Source organism: Nonomuraea sp. NPDC049269 (genome assembly GCF_043197155.1).
Classification (GTDB): Bacteria; Actinomycetota; Actinomycetes; order Streptosporangiales; family Streptosporangiaceae; genus Nonomuraea.
On sequence record NZ_JBICSO010000015.1, the window covers coordinates 135,931 to 154,613 of the forward strand.

Genomic DNA, 18,683 nt, shown 5'->3' on the forward strand with positions numbered 1-18,683 from the left:
TCACGGTAATCGTATGGCTACTCTCTGCAACCAGGCAAGCGAGTGTCAAACTTTCGCCCGACAAGCCGATCTTCGTGGTCAGCGGCGGTCGTCGTAGCCCGGGTCGACGGTCTCCGGTGACAGGCCGAGGAGCGTGGCCACCTGCTCGACCACCGTGTCGTGCACCAGCGCCCCCAGCGTGTCGCGGTCGCGGGCGCGGGCTTCGAGCGGCCGCCGATAGACGACCACCGCGGCCGGGTCCTGGCCGCGCGCGACGTCGGCCCGCCCGAAGGGGATCGGCTCGGAGCCGGTGCTGGGCCCGTCGCCGAGCTCACTCAGCGGCGGCACCTCCTCGACCGCGAACTCCACCGCCGCCAGCTGCTTGCCCCACTGCGGCCGGAGCCGGTCGACCGCGTCGAGCACCAGGTCGTCGAACCGTTCGCTACGCGATCTGGCGATCGGCACGTGGGAAGGGGCGAGGGGGCCGCGCATGCCGCGACCGTGCCGGTCACGCCGTCTGGGGCCACGCCGTTGGTTCACACGGCAAGTGTACGGGGAGGCGGCTTCGGGGCATGTGGGGAGAAAGCCTGCGACAGGTGTCCGAATTGTGGCGACACGCTCGTTAAGAGCGCTCAGATAGTGGCGCCTCGCACTCTTACCAGATACGGTCCCTCCGTGAGCCCCGTCCGCCGCTGTTCCCGCACCGCTTGCAGCCAGCCTGCAGTCTTCACGCTCACGTACGTATACGCCGACTCGACCGCAGTTCTGGGCCCTCTGGCGACGTACGCCGAGCCACACTGTTACGACCTGTGCGCCGAACACGCCGAGCGGCTGACCGCTCCCCGCGGCTGGGAGGTGGTGCGGTTGCCCACGGACGGCACGTCGCCCAGCTCGGACGACCTCGAGGCGCTCGCCAACGCCGTCAGGGAGGCCGCCAGGCCCGCGCCGTCCGGCGGGGGCGAACCGGTCGGCCAAGGGGTCGAAGTCGGGCGTAGGGGGCACCTGCGCGTTCTGCGGTCCGCCCAGCAACATCGCGACCGGTAGGCTCGTTCGTACACGTGACGACCTAAGGGCGGAGCTGGAGAGTGGGCGACCTCGCCAAGATCTTCAAGGCGTACGACGTTCGCGGCGTAGTGCCTGACGAGCTGGACGAGCAGACCGCCGAGGCCGTGGGGGCGGCCTTCGTCGAGGTGACCGGGGCCCGATCGGCCGTGGTCGCGCATGACATGCGAGAGTCCTCCGTGCCGTTGTCGGCCGCGTTCGTGCGCGGTGCGCGCTCGCGCGGCGCCGATGTGGTGCACGCCGGGCTGGGCTCCACCGATCTGCTCTACTACGCCAGCGGCAGCCTCGGGCTGCCCGGTGTGATGTTCACCGCCAGCCACAACCCGGCCCGCTACAACGGCATGAAGATGTGCCGCGCGGGCGCGGTGCCGATCGGCGGCGACAGTGGTCTCGCCGAGATCCGTGACCGCGCGGCCGAGCTGGTCGGCAGCACGGCCCCGCCGACCGGGTCGCTGATCGAGAAGGACCTGTTGCAGGGCTACGCCGACCACCTGCGCACGCTGGTCGACCTGTCGGGCGTGCGGCCGTTGAAGGTCGTCGCCGACGCGGGCAACGGCATGGGCGGTCACACCGTCCCCGCCGTCTTCGCGGGCCTGCCCATCGACCTGGTCCCGCTCTACTTCGAGCTCGACGGCTCCTTCCCCAACCACGAGGCCAACCCGCTGGAGCCCGCCAACCTGCTCGATCTGCAGCGCGCCGTCCGCGAGACGGGCGCCGACCTCGGGCTGGCCTTCGACGGCGACGCCGACCGGTGCTGGGTGATCGACGAGCGTGGCGAGTCCGTCTCGCCGTCGGCCGTCACCGCGCTGGTGGCCGTACGCGAGCTGGGCAAATATCCCGGCGCGACGATCATCCACAATTTGATCACGTCGGCCGGCGTGCCGGAGATCGTCCGTGAGCACGGCGGCGAGCCGGTGCGCACCCGCGTCGGTCACTCGTTCATCAAGGCCGAGATGGCCCGCACGGGCGCGGTGTTCGGCGGCGAGCACTCGGCCCACTACTACTTCCGCGACTTCTGGTTCGCCGACTCCGGCATGCTCGCCGCGATGCACGTGCTGGCCGCCCTCGGCGAGCAGGACGGCCCGCTGTCGGAGCTGATCGGCGCCTACGCGCGCTACCACGCCTCGGGCGAGATCAACAGCACGGTCGCCGACCAGGACGCGGCCCTTCGGCGCGTACGCCGGGAGTTCGGCCCCAGGGGCACCGTCGACGAGCTCGACGGCCTGACCGTGACCGGCTCCGGCTGGTGGTTCAACCTGCGCGCCTCCAACACCGAGCCGCTGCTGCGGCTCAACGCCGAGGCGGCTGACGAGAGCAAGATGACGGCGATACGGGACGAGGTCCTCGCCATGGTTAGAGGGGTGTCAGTGTGAAGATCGACGACTGGCTGCTGGAGATCCTGGCCTGCCCGGCGTGCAAGTCACCGCTGCGCGCGGAGAGCGAGACCGAGGAGCTGGTCTGTACGGGGTGCGGCCTGATCTACCCGGTCAGGGATGACATTCCCGTTCTGCTCGTCGACGAGGCCAGGAAGCCGTGACCTGGGAGCCCGAGCGGCTCGATGACCAGGGGCATCTCGCTGAGGGTGATCCGGGCGGCATGCTGGTCGCGGTGGCGGCCTCGGCCGCCCAGGTGCGCATCGCCTACCGGGCCTCGGTCGAGGCGGGCGTCGACCGGCTGACCTCTCGGGTCCGGCCGCGCGCGGTCGTGGTCGTGGGCATGGGGGCCTCCGCCGTCGCGGGCGACGTCCTCGCTGCGGTCTGCGGCCGCGGCTCCCCGCTGCCCGTCGTGACCCTGCGCTCCCACCAGTTGCCCGGCTGGGTGGGCGCCACCGATCTGGTCATCGCGGTGTCGTGCTCGGGTCATACCGAGGAGACGCTGTCGGCGGCCCTGGAGGCCGTGCGGCGCGGCTGCTCGCTGATCGCGGTCGGCAGCGCCGGCTCGCCCCTGGAGTCGATCGCCAGGCAGGCGTCCGCCGTCTACGTGCCGGTGCCGGCGACCGGGCAGCCCCGCGCCAACGTCTGGCTGCTGACGATCCCGCTGATCGTGTCCGCCGCGGCACTCGGCCTGATCAAGGCCGACGAGGAGCTGTACGAACGGGTGGCCGCGATGCTGGAGGACATCGCGCACCGGTGCCGGCCGTCCAGCGAGTCGTTCGTCAACCCGGGCAAGACGCTGGCCATGGAGCTGGCCGAGAGCGTGCCGATGATCTGGGGCTCGTCCTCCGTCACCGCGGTCGCCGGCTACCGGCTGGCCTGCCAGCTCAACACGAACGCCAAATACCCGGCGATCTTCGGTGAGCTGCCCGAGGCCGGCCACAACCAGGTGGCCGCCTTCGACGGGCCGCTGGCCAGGCGCGACATCTTCGCCGACGACGCCGGCCACACGCTCAGGCTGGTGATGCTGCGCGACGTCGAAGAGGACCCGCGGGTGTCACGCCGCCGCGAGGCGTCCGTACGGCTGGCGCACGACCGCGACGTACCCGTCACCGAGCTGTCCGCGGAAGGCTCGCACCCGCTGGAGCGGGTCGCCTCGCTGATCGGCCTGGGCGACTATGCGGCCACCTATCTGGCCCTCGGGTATGGAGTCGATCCGACCCCTGTGTCGGCGATCACGGAGCTTAAGGCCAGAATTTCGCAATAGGATCCCATTTCGGGCCTTTGACTACATGATCATGATGAGTGGAGTTTTCCGGTGAGCGCGAGTGGCGGTAACAAGGCGATCATTGCGGCGTTGACCGCCAATCTGGCGATCGCCGTGTCGAAGTTCGTGGCCGCCTTCTTCACCGGGTCGTCTTCGATGCTCGCCGAAGGCATCCACTCCGTCGCCGACTCGGGCAACCAGTTGCTCCTGCTGATCGGCGGCAGGCGGGCGCAGCGGGAGAGGGACAAGGCGCATCCGTTCGGCTATGGCCGCGAGCGCTACTTCTACGCGTTCGTGGTGGCCGTGGTGCTGTTCACGATCGGCGCGGCGTTCTCGCTGTACGAGGGTGTCACCAAGATCGTGCATCCGCACGACGTGGAGTCGCCGATCTGGGCGTTCGCGGTGCTGATCTTCGCGATCATCGCGGAGAGTTTCTCGTTCCGCACGGCGATCATGGAGTCCAACCCGCTGCGTGGCAAGCAGTCGTGGGTCACGTTCATCCGCCGGTCCAAGTCGCCCGAGCTGCCGGTCATCCTGCTGGAGGACCTCGGCGCGCTGCTCGGCCTGATCTTCGCGCTGTTCGGTGTGGCGATGGCGGTCATCACCGGCGACGGCGTGTGGGACGGCATCGGCACGCTGATGATCGGCCTGCTGCTGGCCGTGATCGCGGTCGTGCTGGCCATCGAGACCAAGTCGCTGCTGGTGGGTGAGGGCGCCTCGCCCGAGATGGAGCAGCAGATCCGGACCGCGCTGGAGAGCGCGCCGGAGGTCGACCGGGTGATCCACATGCGCACGATGCACCTCGGGCCGGAAGAGCTGCTGGTGGCGGCCAAGATCGCGGTCTCGCACGACGACTCGGCCGCCGAGGTCGCCAGGGGCATCGACGAGGCCGAGCGGCGGATCCGCGAGGCCGTACCGATCGCGCGGGTCATCTACCTGGAGCCGGACCTGGACCGCTCGCACACGCCGACCGCCTGAGGAATCGGGCTCTTACGAGACGAGGTGGGCCGCGTCGCGCCGGATGAGGCGGAAGGCGCGGCGACCGGGGGAGGGCAGGCCGAGCTTGATGAACGCCTCGGCCTGCAGCGCCGACACCCCGATCCGCGGCAGATCACGGGCGTTGGGATAGACCACGAACCGCGGCTCCCAGATCGGCCGGAACTTCGCGTTGAACCGGTACAGCGACTCGATCTGGAACCAGTGCGACAGGAACACCAGCAGCCCGCGCCACGCCCGCAGCACCGGCCCGGCGCCGAGCCGCTCGCCCCTGGCCAGCACCGCCCGGAACATCGCGAAGTTCAGCGAGACCTGCTCGATCCCCATCGCGGGCGCGGCCTGGAGGGTCTTGACGATCAGCAGCTCGTTCAGCCCCGGCTCGGCGTCGCGGTCCCTGCGCATCAGGTCGAGTGAGATGCCGTGCGGCCCCCACGGCACGAAGTGCAGCACGGCCCTGATCTCGCCCTCCTTGTGCGCGGTGGCCACCACGCACTCCGCGTCGGCGGGGTCGCCGAAGCGGCCGAGCGCCATGGAGAAGCCGCGTTCGGTCTCGGTGCCACGCCAGGAGACGGCGGCCTGCTTGATCCGTTCCTTCTCGGTCTCGGACAGGTCGGCGACCCGTCGTACGCGGCAGGTGTAGCCCGCGCGCTCGACCCTGTTGGCCATCTGGCGGACGTTGCGCATGGCCCGGCCCTCCAGCGTGAAGCCGGCGACCTCGACCACCGCCTCGTCGCCGAGCTCCAGCGCCGACATCCCGGTCCTGCGCGTCCACACCTCGCCGCCGGTCTCGCCGCAGCCGATGACCGCGGGCACCCAGGCGTGCCGCCTGGCCTCGGTCATGAACCTGTCGATCGCCGCCGGCCACGCCTCGCGGTCGCCGATCGGGTCGCCGCTCGCCAGCATGACGCCCGAGACGACCCGGTAGGCGATCGCCGCCTTGCCCGAGGGGGAGAAGAGCACGCTCTTGTCGCGGCGGAGCGCGAAGTAGCCGAGCGAGTCGCGCCGTCCGTGCCTGTCGAGCAGCTCGCGCAGCCGCTGCTCGTCGTCTTCGGTGAGCTCGGAGATCGGGCGTTCCGGGCGCAGCAGGAGGTACAGAGTGCTGACCACGGTCAGCGTGCCGAGCGCGAGCAGCGAGAAGTAGACCAGGTCCGAGATGCGCTCGACGGAGTAGGTGACCGGCCCCTCGATGCCGACGAGGCCGAGCACCACGTGCTCCAGCCTGTCGAGCACGCTCGGGTGGCCGACGGTGGCCATCGGGTGGGTGCTGACCAGCAGGAAGCCGAGGACCAGGTCGAGGGTGCCGAGGCCGAGCAGGTTCCACAGCGGCCGCCAGCGGGTGCGGGGGTCGGACAGGGCGGCGAACTCGCGCTTGTTCAGCAGCAGCGCCACGCAGACGGCCAGACTCAGCCCGCCCGTGAACAGGTGACGCAGATGGATGAGCTCCACGGCCGCGCTCACCGGCAGCAGCACCACCATCGCCCGCCAGGCCCGCGCCTTCCTGCGGCGCAGGCCGTGCGCCAGCATCACCAGCAGGATGCCGACGACCAGCGACGACGCCCGCGCGACCGTGGTGACGATGCCGGGCAGCAGGTCGGACCACTGGCCCATCCGTGTCTGACCGAACCCCGGCGCCACGACCTTGATGATGTCGAGCAGGCCGATCATCAGAGACGCGTAGCCTGTGACGGCCGGCACCCACGGGCGCGCGATCCTCTTCACAGTTCGATATTAAACGCAGCCCTCTATAACGCCCGCGTTAAGTCCTGAGGGGTGCGCGGAGCGTGCGTTAACCCGCTTCTTACGCTTCGCGGAGTATCCCTGTCGTGGAGGCGAGATGGAACTGACCTCGGTAAAACTGCAACTCCTGGTGGCCGGGCTCGCGGTGGCGGCGCTGGTCGCGACCGTCTGGCTGTGGCCGCGGCTGAGCGGCCGCAGCTGGCCGGCCGTCCTGGGCAGGGTGGGTGTGCTCGTGGGCGACCAGGTGCTCACGCTGACGGCGCTCGGCCTGATCGGGAACTCGTACTTCGGCTTCTACAGCTCGTGGCCCGACCTGCTCGGCACCGACACGGCCACCGCGCCCATCACGGTCGCGGGCGTCGGCGCGGGGATCCGGGTGCTGACCCAGCATGCCGTACGGGGCGGCCGGATCGAGCAGGTGATCATGCCGGGGCCGACCACGCACCTCAGTGAGGAGGCGTACATCTTCCTGCCCTCGGCCTACTTCACGGACAAGCACCAGCGCTTTCCCGCGATCCTGTCGCTGACCGGCTATCCGGGCGACCCGCGCAACCTCATGACCCGGCTCGACCTGCCGGGCCGGATGGCCAAAGCGATCGCCGAGCACCAGGTCAAGCCGACGATCCTGGTGATGATGCGGCCCAGCGTGGTGCTGCCGCGCGACACCGAGTGCGTCGATGTGCCGCGCGGGCCGCAGTCGCAGGCGTACTTCGCCACTGACGTGCGGCAGGACATGATCGACTCGTACCGGGTGGGGAGCGGCCGAGAGTACTGGGGATTACTGGGTGGCTCGACCGGCGGCTACTGCGCGCTGAAGATCGCCATGAGCCATCCGGACAGGTTCTCGGCCGCCGTGTCGCTCTCGGGCTACTACAAGACGATCATCGACGGGACCACCGGAGACCTGTTCGCCGGGGACAAGACGGTCGAGCAACGCAACGACCTCATGTGGCGGCTGGCCGGCCTGCCCGCGCCGCCGGTCAACGTGCTGGTCACCACCAGCAAGAAGGGGGAGGGCAACTATCAGTCGACACAGCGGTTCCTGGCCGCGGTGAAGCCGCCGATGCAGGCGTCGTCGCTGATCCTGCCCAGCGGTGGGCACAACTTCAACACCTGGAACAGGGAGTTGCCACAGGCGCTACCGTGGCTCGCCCAGCAGCTCCACGCGCCCGCCGCCGTGTAGCGTCCCGTGGGGCTTCAGAGCTTCCGGCCGACGACGCCGTACCCTCCCGCGAAGACCTTCTTCGGCACGCCGCCCTCGGGGCGCCACTGGTGGCCGACGACCAGTCCGGGCTCGACGAACGCGTAGCCGTCGAAGAAGCGCGCGATCTCGGGCCCGCTGCGGTGGGTCATCCCGGTCGGGGTGTCGCGGTAGATCTCCGCCATGGCCGCCATCGCCTCGGGCTCGAAGTCAGCGGTCGTGTGGGAGATCGCCAGGTAACTGCCAGGGCAGACGGCGGCCGAGTAGGCCTTGACCGCGCTCCACGGGTCGAGCTCGTTCCTGATGTGCATGAGCGTGCCGATGATGATCACGGCTGTCGGCTTGCTGAAGTCGAGTGTGTCGAGCACGCTCCGATCGCCGAGGACCGTCTCGGGCTCCAGCAGGTCCGCCTCGATGTAGGTGGTGCGCCCCTCCTCGGAGCCGCGTAACAGGGCTCGGGCGTGGTTCATGACGATCGGGTCGTTGTCCACGTAGACGATGCGGGCGGCGGGGTTCACCGACTGGGCCACCTCGTGCGTGTTGCCCTGGGTGGGGATGCCGGTGCCGATGTCGAGGAACTGGCTGATGCCCGCTTCGGCCAGGTAGCGCACCACCCGGCCGAGGAAGGCGCGGTTCTCCCGGACCGCCTCGATCATCCCCGGCTCGGCCTTGAGCACCATCTCGGCCACCACCCGGTCGGCCTCGAAGTTGTCCTTGCCGCCGAGCCAGTAGTCGTAGACGCGGGCTGGGTGGGGCACGGACGTGTCGATGCGGTGCTCGATCTCTTTGGTCACCCGAAACCTCCACGGAAGCCGCTTTTGCCGGAGATCGTAACCCGCAGTCGATCACCTGTCCGCTGGAGTGGGTGGCCGGTTCACTCGTGGCCGGTCAGGCAGGACGTGCCCGCGTCCGTCTCGTCGAACAGGCAGCGGCCGTCCTTGTTGAGCGAGATCACCTTCTTGACGGACTTGAACTGCTTCAACGTGGCGGAGATCGTGTGCAGGGCCCGCGCGTCGCTGCCGACCCCGGCGCCCCACACCGTCCGGCAGAAGCGCAGTGTGGCGGTGCCGTCCTTGATCTTCAGCTTGAAGTCGGCGCCGCAGTCGGACGGGCCGCGGAGCCGTCCGGTCAGCTCGGAGCGCAGGCCCTTCCCGCGCTCGGCCTTGGTCGGGCCCGCGATCAGTTGCCCGATCGCGAACCGGGCGACGCCCCGATCGGGAGCCTTCCTGGTGACCGCGACCACCTTGCCGGGAATGCCGTCTCCCTTGGAGAAGTACACCTTCACCTCGCCGCCCAGCTGCACCGGAGACAGGGCGAGTACGGTGGCCATCAGCAGCTCCATCATGACCATTTGGACGTCTGGCCAGGGGCGGAAGTTCGCAGCAGCCGCAGCGCTTTCTCCTTCTCGAAGTCCAGGGCCCGGCGCGGTGCCTGGATACGGCCGATCCGTACGCCGAGATCGCGTACGGCGACCGCCACGGCGGGGTCGCTGAGCACCCGCAACGCGAACGCCAGCTCGGCGGGCGAGATGTCGAACCGCTTCTCCAGCTCGATCCCCTGAGCCACGGCCGCGAGCTCGTCCGGGCCGAACCGCCGGTGCGCGCCCTGCTCCCGGACGGGCGGCAGAAGGCCCAGAGCCTCCCGGTATCGGAGCATTCGTGGGGACATGCCGAGCCGCCTGGCCGCTTCAGTGATGCGCATTCTTACATTCTTACGTCAGTTTTCGGGTGGTCAGGATGCGACCTTGCTCCAACGGCGCCTAAACTCGTCCGCGACAACACCGTGGACGCGAGGGGAAAACCCGATGGACTTCAAGGTCGCCGACCTTTCACTTGCCGACTTCGGCCGCAAGGAGATCCGGCTCGCCGAGCATGAGATGCCCGGCCTCATGGCGATCCGCCGTGAATACGCAAGTGCGCGACCCCTGTCCGGTGCGCGGATCATGGGCTCCCTGCACATGACGATCCAGACCGCCGTCCTCATCGAGACGCTGGTCGCGCTCGGCGCCGAGGTCCGCTGGGTCAGCTGCAACATCTTCTCCACCCAGGACCACGCCGCCGCAGCGGTCGTCGTCGGCCCTCAGGGCACCGTCGACGACCCCAAGGGCGTCCCGGTCTTCGCCTGGAAGGGCGAGACGCTGGAGGAGTACTGGTGGTGCACCGAGCAGGCGCTCACCTGGCCCGGCGGCGTGACCCCCAACATGATCCTCGACGACGGCGGCGACGCCACGATGCTCGTCCACAAGGGCGCCGAGTACGAGAAGGCCGGGGCCGTCCCGTCCGCCACGGATGAGGACCCGGAGGAGTGGCACGTCGTCATCGACCTGCTCCGCCGCACGGTCGGCGACGACAAGCGGTGGACCGCGATCGCCGACAGCATCAAGGGCGTGACCGAGGAGACCACGACCGGCGTGCACCGCCTGTACGAGATGCACAAGACCGGTTCGCTGCGGTTCCCGGCGATCAACGTCAACGACTCGGTGACCAAGTCGAAGTTCGACAACAAGTACGGCTGCCGCCACTCGGTGATCGACGGCCTCAACCGCGCCACCGACGTGCTGATCGGCGGCAAGGTGGCCGTGGTCTGCGGCTACGGCGACGTCGGCAAGGGCTGTGCCGACGCGCTGCGCGGCCAGGGCGCCCGCGTCATCGTGACCGAGATCGACCCGATCTGCGCACTCCAGGCGGCCATGGACGGCTTCCAGGTCACCACGCTGGACGAGGTCGTCGGCCTGGCCGACATCTTCGTCACCGCGACGGGCAACTTCGACATCATCACCGCCGCGCACATGGCGAAGATGAAGCACCAGGCGATCGTCTCCAACATCGGGCACTTCGACAACGAGATCGACATGGCCGGCCTGGCCAAGCTGCCCGGCGTCGAGAAGCGCAACATCAAGCCGCAGGTGGACGAGTGGGTGTTCGCCGACGGCCACTCGATCATCGTCCTGGCCGAGGGCCGGCTGATGAACCTGGGCTGCGCCACCGGCCACCCGAGCTTCGTGATGTCCAACTCGTTCACGAACCAGGTGATCGCGCAGATCGAGCTGTTCGCGAAGACGGACGAGTACCCGATCGGCGTCTACGTGCTGCCCAAGCACCTGGACGAGAAGGTCGCCCGCCTGCACCTCGACGCGCTGGGCGTGAAGCTCACCGAGCTGACCAAGGTCCAGGCCGAGTACATCGGCGTCCCCGTCGAGGGCCCGTTCAAGTCCGACCACTATCGGTACTGATTTTTAGAAAAGCGGCTTTTTCTTTACGGCAGAGCACGGTGGGCGCCAACCCCGCACGGGGTTGGCGTCTGTCCAGGGGAACGCTCCTCCGGTGATGCGGGGCTGGGCGCCGTTACGTGCGTCTTCTTGGCCGTCTTCTTCGGGGAAATGTGGGGTGGGCATGGATCTTTCCGAGAGTGGAGAGCGGCATATCAGTTGGGCTGCTCGGTCCATGCCCGTTCTTACGGCCATTGGGGAGCGGTTCGCTGTTTCCCGGCCGCTTGATGGGCTGAAGATCGCTGCTTGTCTGCATGTCACCGCTGAGACCGCTGTGCTCATGGGGGCGTTGAAGGCCGGGGGAGCTGAGATCGCTCTTGCCGCTTCCAATCCCTTGTCCACTCAGGATGATGTCGCCCAGGCATTGCGTGACTATGGGATCGACGTTCATGCGCGGGCCGGGGTGGATCGGGCGACCTATTACCGGCATATTCATCAGGCGCTTGATCTGGGGCCTGACCTGGTGCTGGATGACGGGTGTGATCTCGTCAATATCCTGCACACCGAGCGGACCGATCTTCTGGACGGGGTCTCCGGAGGTTGTGAGGAGACCACGACCGGGATCATTCGGTTGCGGCAGATGGCCGCCGAGAGCGCGTTGCGATTTCCGGTCGTGGCCGTGAACGACACCCGGACCAAGCGGATGTTCGACAACCGCTACGGCACCGGGCAGTCCACGCTCGACGGGATCATGCGGGCCACCAACACCATGCTCGCCGGGCGGACGGTCGTGGTGGCCGGGTTCGGCTACTGCGGCCGGGGGGTCGCCGAGCGGGCCAAGGGGCTGGGGGCGCGGGTGGTCGTCACCGAGATCGACGCCGTCAAAGCGCTCGACGCCACACTTCAGGGTTATGAGGTGCGGCCCATGGCGGAGGCCGTCATCACCGGAGACCTGTTCATCACCGTCACCGGGAATCGGGACGTCATCCGGGGCGAGCATCTGGCCGCCATGAAGGACGGCGCCATTCTCGCCAACGCCGGGCATTTCGATATCGAGATCGACGTGCGGGCGCTTGACGAGCTGGCCGAGGAAATCCATCACGGCGTGCGGCCCAATACCGATGAATATGTGCTGGCGGACGGGCGGCGGCTGCTGTTGCTGGCCGAAGGGCGGCTGGTCAATCTGACCGCCGCCGAGGGGCATCCGGCCGCGGTGATGGACATGTCGTTCTCGGCCCAGGCATTGGCCGTCGCCTGGCTGGCCGAGGAGCGGGTGCGGCTGGTGCCGGGCGTCTACGACGTGCCCGAGGAGATCGATCAGGAGGTGGCCCGGCTCAAGCTGGCCGCCGCCGGGATCGGGATCGACACGCTCACCGGCAAGCAGGAGGACTACCTGCACTCCTGGCGCGTCGGCTCCTAGAGCAGCTGCCCCATGCGGCGGATCTCCACCGCCTGGCTCACCGAGATGTCCTCGGCGATCTCCTGAACGCGTATGTGCGAGCCCTTGGTGATGACCTCGGTCGACATGGTGATCGCGCCTTGGTGATGGGCGGTCATCAGCTGGATGAACAGGCGGTCGAACGCCGCCCCCTTGGCCGCTTCGAGGCTCGCCAGCTGCTCCGGCGTGGCCATGCCCGGCATGCCCTCATGGCCGGCGTGGTGGTCGGGCACCTGCTGGCCCTGGGCCTTCAGCCAGTCCGTCATCATGGCGATCTCCGAGCCCTGCGCCTGGTTGATCCTCGACGCCAGGCGCTTGACGCCGTCGTTCGACGCCCGCGAGCCCGCCAGCAGGCTCATGTCGAGGGCCTGGCGGTGGTGGATGATCATGTTCTGCATGTAGCGGATGTCGGCCGCGTTGGCCTTCTCGGGCGGTACGGCGGTGGCGGCCTCGCTCGGGTTCAGCGTCCTGGCCTCCTCGCCGGGCCGTCCGGGAGCGATGACGGGCGCCGTACCGGCGGCCGTCGGGGCGGGTGGCGCCGCCGAGGTGCCCCCCGAGCAGCCGGTGACGAGCAGGATCGCGCAGGTGCCGACGGTTAGTGCGTTGCGCACCTGACCTCCTTGACCGCGGGGAGTCGCGACGTCGCACTATAGACGCCCCATCAACTCCCGGGAAATAGGGCAAGTCAGCAGATTTCTTGACACAGTGCTCGCTAGGCATGGCTGACAGTTCGGGTCAGAATTTTGTCATTTATGTGTGCCTTATGACCCGGAAGGAGCCCGAGGGTGCTGACCCTTCGCAGAACCCTGTTGGCGGCCGGAGTCGCTGTGGCGTTAGGACTGACGACGATGCCGGCCTTGGCCGCCGACATTCCGCCGCCCGACACCGTGGTGACCAGCCCGAACGTGACGCATGTGCTGAACATCCCCAAGCCGGCGCCCATCGCCGCCACCATCAACACCGACATGGCCTTCCAAGGTGACTACGCCTACGTGGGCAACTATGGCGGCTTCTCGATCTACGACATCCGGAACCCGAAGAAGGCCACGCCGGTCAGTTCGGTGGTCTGTCCCGGAAGCCAGATGGATGTCACCGTCTACGGCAACCTGCTCTTCAGCGCCGTCGACTCCTCGCGCAGTGACGACTCCTGCAACAGCACGGCCCTGTCGGCGGACCACAAGGAGGCCTGGGAAGGCATCCGGATCTTCGACATCAGTGACAAGGCCGCGCCCAAGTACATCAAGTCCGTCGAGACCAACTGCGGCTCGCACACGCTGACGCTGGTACCGGGCAAGGGCTGGGACAAGAAGAAGAACGTCTACATCTACGTCCAGTCGTACAACCCGAACGCCGCCTTCCCCGACTGCCAGCCGCCGCACGACAAGATCTCGATCGTCAAGGTCCCGCTCAAGGACCCGACCGCCGCGGCCGTCGCGGCCACCCCGGTCGTCTTCCCCGACGGCGGCAACGAGACCCAGCCCGGGCTGCTCGTCCCGACCAGCGGCTGCCACGACATCACCGTGTACGCGGAGAAGGACATCGCGGCCGGCGCCTGCATGGGTGACGGCGTGCTGTTCGACATCTCCGACCGGCTGAACCCGAAGGTCACGGCCAGGACCACCGACCCGAACTTCGCCTTCTGGCACTCGGCGACGTTCAGCAACGACGCCAGGAAGGTCGTCTTCACCGACGAGCTCGGCGGCGGCGGCGCGGCCACCTGCAACGAGGCGACCGGTCCTAACCGCGGCGCGGACGCGATCTACGACATCTCGCACGGCAAGCTCGTGTTCAAGAGCTACTTCAAGATCCCGCGCTACCAGGCCGACAGCGAGAACTGCGTGGCGCACAACGGCTCGCTGATCCCGGTCAAGGGCAAGGACATCATGGTCCAGGCCTGGTACATGGGCGGGGTCTCGATCTGGGACTTCACCAACTCGGCGGCACCCAGGGAGATCGGCTACTTCGAGCGCGGCCCCCGCGCCGACAACAGCGGCGGCGGTGTGTGGTCCGCGTACTACTACAACGGCTACATCTACGCCTCCGACTTCCACCAGGGCCTGGAGGTCATCAAGATCAACGACCGGCTCACCAACGGCGCCGACCGCGTACACGCCGACCAGCTGAACGTCCAGACCCAGCAGTCCTACCGCGAGTGGGGCTGGGGCCACGACGACTGACCCGTCCACCCGGTACGGCGGCGCCCACCCGGCGCCGCCGTACCGGCTCCGTCCGCCTACCTCCGTCCGCTCGGCGGAGCCGTGTCGGCGTGGGCGGGGGTCTCAGGACTTCCGGCAGAGGGCGATAGCGTCGGCGACCGCCGCCACGTCGGACCGGTCGTTGTAGTAGTGGAAGGACATGCGTAGCAGGCGGCCGCGCGGCGCGGTCACGATGCGTCGTGCGGCCAGCCGTGCCGCCAGCGCGTCGGGGTCGTCGTCCACGATCGCCACCTGCGGCCCGCGTGCGCCGGCCGGGCTCGCCACCCGCTCGCCCGCCGCCGCCAGCCGTTCGGCCAGCTCTTCGACCAGCTCCGACACGTGATCCTGTACGGCCCGCGGGTCCACCCGCTCGATGAGGTCGAACCCGGCGTTGGCCGCGTAGGCCGACGGCACGGGCGGCGTGCCGGTCTCGAAGCGCCGCGCGTCGCCGGGGAAGTCCAGCAGCCGGGTGTCGAACGCGAACGGGTTCACCCGGCCGAACCAGCCGGTGAGCTCCGGGTCGCGCTGATGTTCCAGCCCGTCGCGTACGTACAGGAACGCGATGCCGGGCAGGCCGAGAAGGTACTTCAGCGAGCCGGAGGTCAGGTAGTCGCAGTCGAGCTCGCGCACGTCGACCGGGATGACCCCGGTCCCCTGATAGGCGTCCACGAACACCCGCGCCCCGTGCTCGTGCGCCAGCCGTACGACGTCCGGGACGGGCAGGCGGGCACCGTTGCGGTAGGTGATCAGCGGCACCGACACCAGGTTGACGCTCTCGTCCACGACCCGCTCGTACGCTCCGGCCTCGACGTTCTCGCCCGTGTCCGCGGCCACCCGTACCTGGGCGCCGCGTCCGGCCTGGGCCAGCCAGACGTGCGCGATCGACGGGAACTCCAGGTCGTTGGTCACGATGCCGGGCCGACGTGACCAGTCCAGCGACGAGGCGACCTGGAAGGCGGCCTCCGACGCGCACGAGAGCACCGCGACCTCGCCGGGGGCGGCCTTGATGAGCCGGGCGAACCGCTCGCGCGCCCACTCGACCTCGGCCATCCACGCGCCCCAGGGCGCGCCCTTGTCCCGGAGCGAATAGCCGATCTCCTGCAGCGAGTACGCCAGCCGGGCGGACAGGGCGCCCTGGCTGCAGCTCGCCAGATGCACGGTGTCGGCCAGCGAAGGGAACTCCGCCCGGAATTGGGCGGAATTCAACATTCGTAACATTTCGGGCCGCCTATCAGCCGCTTTCATTGAATTCAATAAACCTTCAATCACGTTACATCGATAGGATCGCCGGATGATTGGCACCAGAATTCGCGAGCTCCGGTCCGAACGTGGTCTGACCGTGGCACAGCTCGCGACGGCCGCGGGGGTGGCCTCGGGGTTGATCAGCCAGGTCGAGCGCGATCTGGCCGATCCCAGCCTGGAGGCGCTACGGAAGATCGCCAAGGCGTTGGACCTGCCGCTGTTCAGCCTGTTCCAGGAGCCGGATCCGGCACTCGTGGCGGTGATCCGCGCCGACAGCCGGGTGCGGGTCAAATCGCCGTCCGACGGGATCACCTACGCGCGCGTGTCGCCGGGACGCGGCCGGCTGGAGGTCCTGGAGGGACACCTGCTGCCCGGCGGCTCGTCGGCCGCCGAGCCGTGGTCGCATCCGTCGGAGGAGTGCGTGCTGGTGCTGCGGGGGCGGCTCGTCGTCGAGGTCTCGGGCTTCGACCACGAACTGGAGGAGGGCGACAGCTGCTACTTCGACTCTTCGCTGCCGCACCGCTACCTGAATCCGGGCGAGGAACCCACCGAGTTCATCATTGCCGCTACGCCTCCTAGTTACTGATTTTTCCTGTCATAGTGAGGCGCCTCATGCCCATTCAACTCAGGAGGTTCTTCGTGGTGTCCAGATTCGGCCGCGCCCTGATCCTGGCGGGAGCGGCGGTGCTGGTGTTGCAGGTGCTCCCGGCCCACGCGTCGGGCGACGTCAAGTCCAGCGCCAACGTCAAGCTCGTCGGCGGCATCCCGAAGCAGGGGCCGTTCAAGGGCGACGACGCCTACGACACCGACCTGGCCTTCCAGGGTGACTACGCCTACCAGGGCAACTACCACGGCTTCACGATCTACGACATCAAGAACCCGGCCAAGCCGGCGGTCGTCAGCCGGGTCACCTGCCCCGCCGCCCAGAACGACGTCTCGGTCCAGGGCGACCTGCTCTTCCTGTCGGTGGACGAGTCGCTCTCCAGCGACTCCTGCAAGGCCGAGGCCGAGACGCCCAGCGTGAAGTCGGCGTGGGAGGGCATCCGGATCTTCGACATCAGCGACAAGAAGCGGCCCAAGTACATCAAGTCCATCGAGACCGCCTGTGGCTCACACACGCACACGCTCGTGCCGGACAAGACGCGGGCGGGCAAGAAGAGCGAGGCCGTCTACCTGTACGTCTCGTCGTACGGGCCCAGCAGGTCGTACCCCGACTGCAAGCCGCCGCACGACCGGATCTCGATCGTCAAGGTGCCGCTCGGCAAGCCCACCTCGGCCAAGGTGGTCTCGCGCCCGGTGCTGTTCCCCGACGGCGGCAACGAGAAGCAGGAGAACCTGCTCGTTCCCACCACGGGCTGCCACGACATCACCGTGTTCCCGGAGAAGGACCTGGCCGCGGGCGCCTGCATGGGCGACGGCGTGCTGATGGACATCTCCGACAGGGAGCACCCGAAGGTCACGACCAGGGTCACCGACGAGAACTTCGCGTTCTGGCACTCGGCCACGTTCAACAACACCGGCACCAAGGTCGTCTTCACCGACGAACTGGGCGGGGGCATCGTGGCCACCTGCAACGCGGCGACCGGTCCCCAGCGAGGCGCGGACGCGGTCTACGACATCGTGGACGGCCGGCTCACGTTCAAGAGCTACTACAAGATCCCGCGCAACCAGAGCCCGGCCGAGAACTGCGTGGCGCACAACGGCTCGCTGATCCCGGTCAAGGGCCGCGACATCATGGTCCAGGCGTGGTACCAGGGCGGAGTGTCCATCTGGGACTTCACCGACTCGTCGGCGCCCGCGGAGATCGGCTACTTCGACCGCGGCCCGCTCAAGCCCCAGAACCTCGGCGGCTCCTGGTCGGCCTACTACTACAACGGCCACATCTACAGCAGCGACATCCAGCGGGGCCTGGACGTGCTGACCATCACCGACCAGCGGACCGACCCGGCCGCCGCGAAGCGGCTGAAGGTCCTCAACACCCAGACCCAGTACGCCTACTGAGGCGGCGCGAACCCACCCGGAGTCGCCTGCGGCGGCGACTCCGGCGCGCTCGGCGCCTGCGGCTGGTACGACGGCGGCTGGTAAGACGGCTGCCCACCCGGCTGGTACGGCTGGGCGGGCGGCATCGGCGGCGGGTACGGTCCCTGCTGCTGGGCAGGTGGATACGGTCCCTGCTGCTGGCGCGGCGGCCCAGGCCGGCCGTAGGCCGGTGGCGCCATGCCGTTGCGCTGGGCCAGCCGTACCTGGTCGCGCCTGCGGCGCTCGGCCAGGACGGCGCTCAGGTACGCGTGCGGCGGCACCCCGGACGGCGCGGCGGGCGAGACGAACGCCGCCACCTGAGCCGCGATGCGCGTCCCCATCTCGTGCTGGATCTGCGGCGACAGGTCGTGCCAGCGGGAGAGGTACTGCCGGGCGGCCATCGCCACCTCCTCGGGCAGCTGCGAGAGCTCCAGCGTCGCCGCCCAGGCGGCCAGCTGCGGCGGCATCACGATGAGGTGCCCCGCGGATCGCGGGCCGCGCTCGGAGATCACGATCGTGCCCGCGAAGATGTCGCCCAGCCGCTTGCCCCGCTGCGAGATCAGTGAGGAGATCAGCGCCGGCGCCCCCGAGAACATCCAGAACTCCACCAGCCCGGCCAGCCCGCGGAACAACGCCTGCCTGAACCGTTCGGGGCTCCCGTCGTCACTGACCACCCGCAACCCGAGCGCCAGCTTGCCCAGGCTCCGCCCTCTGCTCAGGGTCTCGAAGATCACCGGGTAACCCACGATCACCAGCACGACCAGCACGATCGACACGGCGGCGAACAACGCCATGTCGGTGACCAGGAAGAACGCTTCCAGCACCACGTATGAGGCGATCAGGACGGTCATCTGGACCGCCATGTCGATGATGAGCGCCAGGGCGCGGGACGGCATCTGGGCCACCCGTACCTCGACGACGACGGCGTCACCGGTCACAACCTCTGACATACGTGGAGCCTAACGG

General features: G+C 68.6%; 19 protein-coding genes. 11 read left to right on the top strand and 8 right to left on the bottom strand.

Going from position 1 to position 18,683, the window contains the following annotated elements:
- Positions 1-78: 78 nt before the first annotated feature.
- Positions 79-471: a metallopeptidase family protein gene (locus ACGFNP_RS57595; RefSeq protein WP_214633498.1), complete on the bottom strand. Its 393-nt coding sequence runs from the start codon at positions 469-471 to the stop codon at positions 79-81.
- 183 nt (positions 472-654) lie between these two features.
- Between ACGFNP_RS57595 and ACGFNP_RS57600 the strand changes: the two genes are divergently transcribed.
- From ACGFNP_RS57600 to ACGFNP_RS57620, 5 genes are read left to right on the top strand one after another with little or no spacing between them, the layout of a single operon-like run.
- The gene (locus ACGFNP_RS57600; RefSeq protein ID WP_214633499.1) at positions 655-1,023 is read left to right on the top strand and encodes a DUF3499 domain-containing protein; all 369 of its coding nucleotides are present in this window, start codon (positions 655-657) and stop codon (positions 1,021-1,023) included.
- A gap of 41 nt (positions 1,024-1,064) precedes the next feature.
- The gene (locus tag ACGFNP_RS57605; RefSeq protein WP_358335718.1) at positions 1,065-2,414 is read left to right on the top strand and encodes a phosphomannomutase/phosphoglucomutase; all 1,350 of its coding nucleotides are present in this window, start codon (positions 1,065-1,067) and stop codon (positions 2,412-2,414) included.
- Positions 2,411-2,578, top strand: coding sequence for a Trm112 family protein (locus ACGFNP_RS57610; RefSeq protein WP_214633501.1), 168 nt, complete (start codon positions 2,411-2,413; stop codon positions 2,576-2,578). Before ACGFNP_RS57605 ends, ACGFNP_RS57610 begins: the two co-directional genes overlap by 4 nt.
- Positions 2,575-3,681, top strand: a complete 1,107-nt coding sequence (locus tag ACGFNP_RS57615) for an SIS domain-containing protein (protein ID WP_358335722.1) — start codon at positions 2,575-2,577, stop codon at positions 3,679-3,681. Before ACGFNP_RS57610 ends, ACGFNP_RS57615 begins: the two co-directional genes overlap by 4 nt.
- 51 nt (positions 3,682-3,732) lie before the next feature.
- Complete coding sequence (locus ACGFNP_RS57620) at positions 3,733-4,659, top strand: cation diffusion facilitator family transporter (protein ID WP_393333178.1); 927 nt, start codon at positions 3,733-3,735, stop codon at positions 4,657-4,659.
- 12 nt (positions 4,660-4,671) lie between these two features.
- Here the strand turns inward: ACGFNP_RS57620 and ACGFNP_RS57625 are convergent, their stop codons facing one another.
- Positions 4,672-6,396, bottom strand: coding sequence for a phosphatidylglycerol lysyltransferase domain-containing protein (locus ACGFNP_RS57625; protein WP_393333181.1), 1,725 nt, complete (start codon positions 6,394-6,396; stop codon positions 4,672-4,674).
- A 115-nt stretch (positions 6,397-6,511) separates the two neighbouring features.
- Here ACGFNP_RS57625 and ACGFNP_RS57630 point away from each other — a divergent pair, with 115 nt between their 5' ends.
- Positions 6,512-7,597, top strand: coding sequence for an alpha/beta hydrolase (locus tag ACGFNP_RS57630; RefSeq protein ID WP_393333184.1), 1,086 nt, complete (start codon positions 6,512-6,514; stop codon positions 7,595-7,597).
- A gap of 14 nt (positions 7,598-7,611) precedes the next feature.
- Here ACGFNP_RS57630 and ACGFNP_RS57635 read toward each other — a convergent pair whose 3' ends face one another.
- From ACGFNP_RS57635 to ACGFNP_RS57645, 3 genes are all read right to left on the bottom strand, one after another.
- A complete protein-coding gene (locus tag ACGFNP_RS57635; protein ID WP_358335734.1) occupies positions 7,612-8,409 on the bottom strand; it encodes an SAM-dependent methyltransferase in 798 nt (265 codons plus the stop codon).
- A gap of 80 nt (positions 8,410-8,489) precedes the next feature.
- The gene (locus ACGFNP_RS57640) at positions 8,490-8,945 is read right to left on the bottom strand and encodes a GerMN domain-containing protein (RefSeq protein ID WP_358335743.1); all 456 of its coding nucleotides are present in this window, start codon (positions 8,943-8,945) and stop codon (positions 8,490-8,492) included.
- 11 nt (positions 8,946-8,956) lie between these two features.
- Complete coding sequence (locus ACGFNP_RS57645) at positions 8,957-9,316, bottom strand: MerR family DNA-binding transcriptional regulator (protein WP_358335746.1); 360 nt, start codon at positions 9,314-9,316, stop codon at positions 8,957-8,959.
- Positions 9,317-9,419: 103 nt separating this feature from the next.
- Between ACGFNP_RS57645 and ahcY the strand changes: the two genes are divergently transcribed.
- Together ahcY and ACGFNP_RS57655 are read left to right on the top strand one after the other, a co-directional pair.
- Positions 9,420-10,847, top strand: a complete 1,428-nt coding sequence (ahcY, locus tag ACGFNP_RS57650; protein ID WP_358335749.1) for an adenosylhomocysteinase — start codon at positions 9,420-9,422, stop codon at positions 10,845-10,847.
- A 160-nt stretch (positions 10,848-11,007) separates the two neighbouring features.
- Positions 11,008-12,243, top strand: coding sequence for an adenosylhomocysteinase (locus tag ACGFNP_RS57655; protein ID WP_393333191.1), 1,236 nt, complete (start codon positions 11,008-11,010; stop codon positions 12,241-12,243).
- Here the strand turns inward: ACGFNP_RS57655 and ACGFNP_RS57660 are convergent.
- Positions 12,240-12,872, bottom strand: coding sequence for a DUF305 domain-containing protein (locus ACGFNP_RS57660; protein WP_393333194.1), 633 nt, complete (start codon positions 12,870-12,872; stop codon positions 12,240-12,242). The genes ACGFNP_RS57655 and ACGFNP_RS57660 overlap by 4 nt on opposite strands.
- Before the next feature lie 174 nt (positions 12,873-13,046).
- Between ACGFNP_RS57660 and ACGFNP_RS57665 the strand changes: the two genes are divergently transcribed.
- Positions 13,047-14,438 (top strand): LVIVD repeat-containing protein, encoded by a 1,392-nt coding sequence (locus ACGFNP_RS57665; RefSeq protein ID WP_393333196.1) that lies wholly within the window; start codon positions 13,047-13,049, stop codon positions 14,436-14,438.
- Between the two features lie 102 nt (positions 14,439-14,540).
- Here ACGFNP_RS57665 and ACGFNP_RS57670 read toward each other — a convergent pair whose 3' ends face one another.
- Entirely contained in the window at positions 14,541-15,662 is a 1,122-nt protein-coding gene (locus ACGFNP_RS57670) for an aminotransferase class V-fold PLP-dependent enzyme (RefSeq protein WP_393333198.1), read from the bottom strand.
- 85 nt (positions 15,663-15,747) lie between these two features.
- Between ACGFNP_RS57670 and ACGFNP_RS57675 the strand changes: the two genes are divergently transcribed.
- Positions 15,748-16,284 carry an XRE family transcriptional regulator gene (locus ACGFNP_RS57675; protein ID WP_358335760.1) on the top strand — a complete coding sequence of 179 codons (537 nt, stop codon included), beginning with the start codon at positions 15,748-15,750 and terminating at the stop codon, positions 16,282-16,284.
- Positions 16,285-16,310: 26 nt separating this feature from the next.
- A complete protein-coding gene (locus ACGFNP_RS57680; protein ID WP_393333202.1) occupies positions 16,311-17,699 on the top strand; it encodes an LVIVD repeat-containing protein in 1,389 nt (462 codons plus the stop codon).
- Here the strand turns inward: ACGFNP_RS57680 and ACGFNP_RS57685 are convergent.
- Entirely contained in the window at positions 17,693-18,667 is a 975-nt protein-coding gene (locus tag ACGFNP_RS57685; protein ID WP_393333205.1) for an RDD family protein, read from the bottom strand. The genes ACGFNP_RS57680 and ACGFNP_RS57685 overlap by 7 nt on opposite strands.
- Between the last annotated feature and the right edge of the window lie 16 nt (positions 18,668-18,683).

Bases quoted from the DNA above. Each gene is read 5' to 3' on its own strand.
- ACGFNP_RS57685 (WP_393333205.1), bottom strand. From the start codon at position 18,667: ATGTCAGAGGTTGTGACCGGTGACGCCGTCGTCGTCGAGGTACGGGTG.
- ACGFNP_RS57640 (WP_358335743.1), bottom strand. From the start codon at position 8,945: ATGGCCACCGTACTCGCCCTGTCTCCGGTGCAGCTGGGCGGCGAGGTG.
- ahcY (WP_358335749.1), top strand. From the start codon at position 9,420: ATGGACTTCAAGGTCGCCGACCTTTCACTTGCCGACTTCGGCCGCAAG.
- ACGFNP_RS57680 (WP_393333202.1), top strand. From the start codon at position 16,311: ATGCCCATTCAACTCAGGAGGTTCTTCGTGGTGTCCAGATTCGGCCGC.
- ACGFNP_RS57655 (WP_393333191.1), top strand. From the start codon at position 11,008: ATGGATCTTTCCGAGAGTGGAGAGCGGCATATCAGTTGGGCTGCTCGG.
- ACGFNP_RS57595 (WP_214633498.1), bottom strand. From the start codon at position 471: ATGCGCGGCCCCCTCGCCCCTTCCCACGTGCCGATCGCCAGATCGCGT.
- ACGFNP_RS57630 (WP_393333184.1), top strand. From the start codon at position 6,512: ATGGAACTGACCTCGGTAAAACTGCAACTCCTGGTGGCCGGGCTCGCG.
- ACGFNP_RS57675 (WP_358335760.1), top strand. From the start codon at position 15,748: ATGATTGGCACCAGAATTCGCGAGCTCCGGTCCGAACGTGGTCTGACC.
- ACGFNP_RS57645 (WP_358335746.1), bottom strand. From the start codon at position 9,316: ATGCGCATCACTGAAGCGGCCAGGCGGCTCGGCATGTCCCCACGAATG.